The organism is Bradyrhizobium sp. 31Argb, assembly GCF_043638955.1.
GTDB lineage: Bacteria > Pseudomonadota > Alphaproteobacteria > Rhizobiales > Xanthobacteraceae > Bradyrhizobium.
Map to the genome: position 1 here is coordinate 1 of NZ_JBEGDB010000501.1, position 2,750 is coordinate 2,750.

General features: G+C 61.8%; 2 protein-coding genes. Both read left to right on the forward strand.

All coding sequences use genetic code 11. The annotated features are described in order from the left end of the window. The first annotated feature begins 237 nt into the window (after window positions 1–237). A complete protein-coding gene (locus AAFX91_RS40635) occupies window positions 238–1,569 on the forward strand; it encodes a type IV secretory system conjugative DNA transfer family protein (RefSeq protein ID WP_394570238.1) in 1,332 nt (443 codons plus the stop codon). A 296-nt stretch (window positions 1,570–1,865) separates the two neighbouring features. Beyond that, window positions 1,866–2,750: LPD7 domain-containing protein (locus AAFX91_RS40640; RefSeq protein ID WP_394570239.1), on the forward strand; the 885-nt coding region annotated here is incomplete at its 3' end.

A 2,750-nucleotide genomic window follows, 5' to 3' on the forward strand; every position in this document is an offset into this window, starting at 1 on the left:
CGTGACGAAACAATCCACGAGATCTTCCTAGCCGACCAGATCAGCCCTCAGTGCGTGGTCGCCGGATGACGCTCACGCGGCTTCGCGGCCACGAGGCCACGAGGAGCATGTTGATCCTGACGATCCTCGACAATGTTCAGGGCAAGGCGTTCGTCTACAAATACGATCATGGCGCCTGGCGGGCTACGCCGATCCCGCTCCCGGAGAATGCGAGCGTCAGCCTGAACGCCGCTTCCGATGCGCAGCGATCCCGCCGATCTCTACGACGATCTGCAGCGCATCGCGGTGATGCTGTTTCCCGCCGAAAGCCGCGGCGATCCGTTCTGGTTCGAGGCGGCTCGTTCATCCTTTGTGGCGATTGGCGGCTATGTCGCGGAAACGCCGAGCTTACCATTGACGATCGGCGAGATCCTGCGCCAGCTGTCGGCAACCCAGGATCTCAAGACCCACTTCGGCAAAATCATCGCCAACCGCAAGGCGGGCCCTTCCCCGCTGTCGCGGCACTGTATCACGGCGCTGAACGATTTTCTCGCCGCCTCCGAGAACACCTTGAATTCGGTGCGCAAAACCGTGACCGCGCGGCTCGGTCTCTGGCTTAATCCCCGCATCGATGCCGCAACCTCGAATACTGATTTCGACCTGCAGCAGCTGAGGCGGCGGCCGATGTCGATCTATCTTGGGGTGACACCTGACAATCTCGACCGCATGGCGCCGTTACTAAACTTGTTTTTCCAGCAGGTGGTCGACCTCAACACCCGCGAACTACCCGAACAAAACCCCACACTCACGCGAAAGGTGCTGCTCTTGCTGGACGAATTTCCGGCCCTGGGCAATGTCAATGTGCTAGCAAAATCGGTCGCCTTTGTCGCCGGATACGGCATCCGCCTCCTCACCGTAGTCCAGAGCCCGGCGCAGCTGCGTGCGATCTATGGGATCGACGCCGCGCGCAACTTCATGACCAACCACGCCATCGAGGTCCTGTTTGCCCCGAAGGAGCAGGACGTCGCGAATGAGCTCTCGGAGCGCATCGGCTACGAGACCGTGAACGCACGCAGTCGCAGCGGGCCAAAAGGGCTGGCGATGCGCGCGACCAGCGAGACGGTATCCGAACATCGTCGCGCCCTAATGCTTCCGCAAGAGCTGAAACTTCTTCCGAAATCCAAGGCCTTCATTCTTGGCATCGGCATTCCACCTATCATCGCCGACAAAATCATCTATTACGAAGACAAGTCTTTTCTGGAGCGCTTGCTGCCGGCGCCTGTCCCGCAGATGCCCAAAGGGCGTTCAAATGCACTGCTCGACGCCGAGATCAAGGAGCTGCGCTCCGAGATTGCCGAGCTGCGCGCGGTATTCCGGGCGCGGCCCATGACCGACGAGGAGGTGGCCGACCCCCCAACGATCCCCTCGAATGCCTCGTTCGACTTTGGGGACGTGGATGTCGACCTCGAAGGTCTGTCCGAAGACGACATGAAAGCTTGGACCCTGAACTACATCGACGCCCAGGCCATCCGGCCGGCGCGACGGTCTGACCGCAAGAAAAACGAGCCGCAGCATGAACGACACACATGAGGACAGCGGGGATTTCAGTCTCGAACGGCAACATCGCGCCCGGCGCAGTTCCAACGGAGACAAGGGGCACGGCGGCTCCGCAGCCAAGTCGGCCGCGACCGACACGCCTTCCTCCGCGACGGTCACGGACAACGCGTTCCCGGATCGTATCCGCCGCAAATACTACGTGGTGGCCAATACATCCGGAAGGGACGGGCCAGACAGCGAAGCCCCGGCTCTACGCCGACGCACACGGCGAGTACCTCGCGTTCAAGGTCACAGAAGATCGCCTGATCACCCGGCTGGCCGCGGCTGACGTGATCCGCGACATGGTCAGCGTGGCACAACATCGGCAGTGGGAGGCACTTCACGTCCGCGGCTCCATGGAGTTCCGGCGCGAGGTCTGGCTCGAGGCTGGCGCGCGCGGAGTAGAGGTGCAGGGCTATCAACCAAACGACCTTGATCGGCAGGCGCTCGCCGATCGTCGAGAGGTCTGGGATCGAGCGCACGCCCGGAGCCACGATGAAGAGGCTCGCTCAGCCTCCGACAGGAACCGCCGCGCCGATCAGCTCGACTATGACAAAGGCCTATCGGGACGTCTGGTCGAGGTCGGTCGCGCACCCTACCGCAACCGCACGAATGAGACATCCACCTATGTGACCATCGAGCTCGAAGATGGTCGGCATCATCAGGCGTGGGGCGTCGGTCTTGATAAGGCGGCGGGGGATAGCAGCGCAAAGCCTTTGGACCATGTCCAAGTGCGTAGGGACGGCGTCGAACGCGTCGCAAAGCGGATCGAGGTGATCGACGCTGCCAGCGGGGTCGCTGCCGTCGAGCGGCGGCAGGTGGCCCGCAATCACTGGCGGGTGACCGCGGAGAGGTTTCGTGCAGCCGACCGACGTGCGGCCGCACGTGATCCAGATTTGGTGGCGGCACAATCGCAACTTGTCGTAGTCGAGAACTCCTCCAGCGCGCATTCCAAAGGACGAGCACACGCGTCAGAAACTCACCGAGGCAGTCAAGGAGCGCATAGCCCAACACCTCGAAAATGGGCATTCCTTTGGCAAAGCGACAGTGTTGGAGCCTGTTCGGGAGCATCATCAGTCGATACGAGATGGCCAGACCCGCCTAGGCCGTGTGGACAGTTACCTTATCCAGAGCAGAGTGGCGGCAATGGCGACGACGGCGAAGTAGTTTCGCGC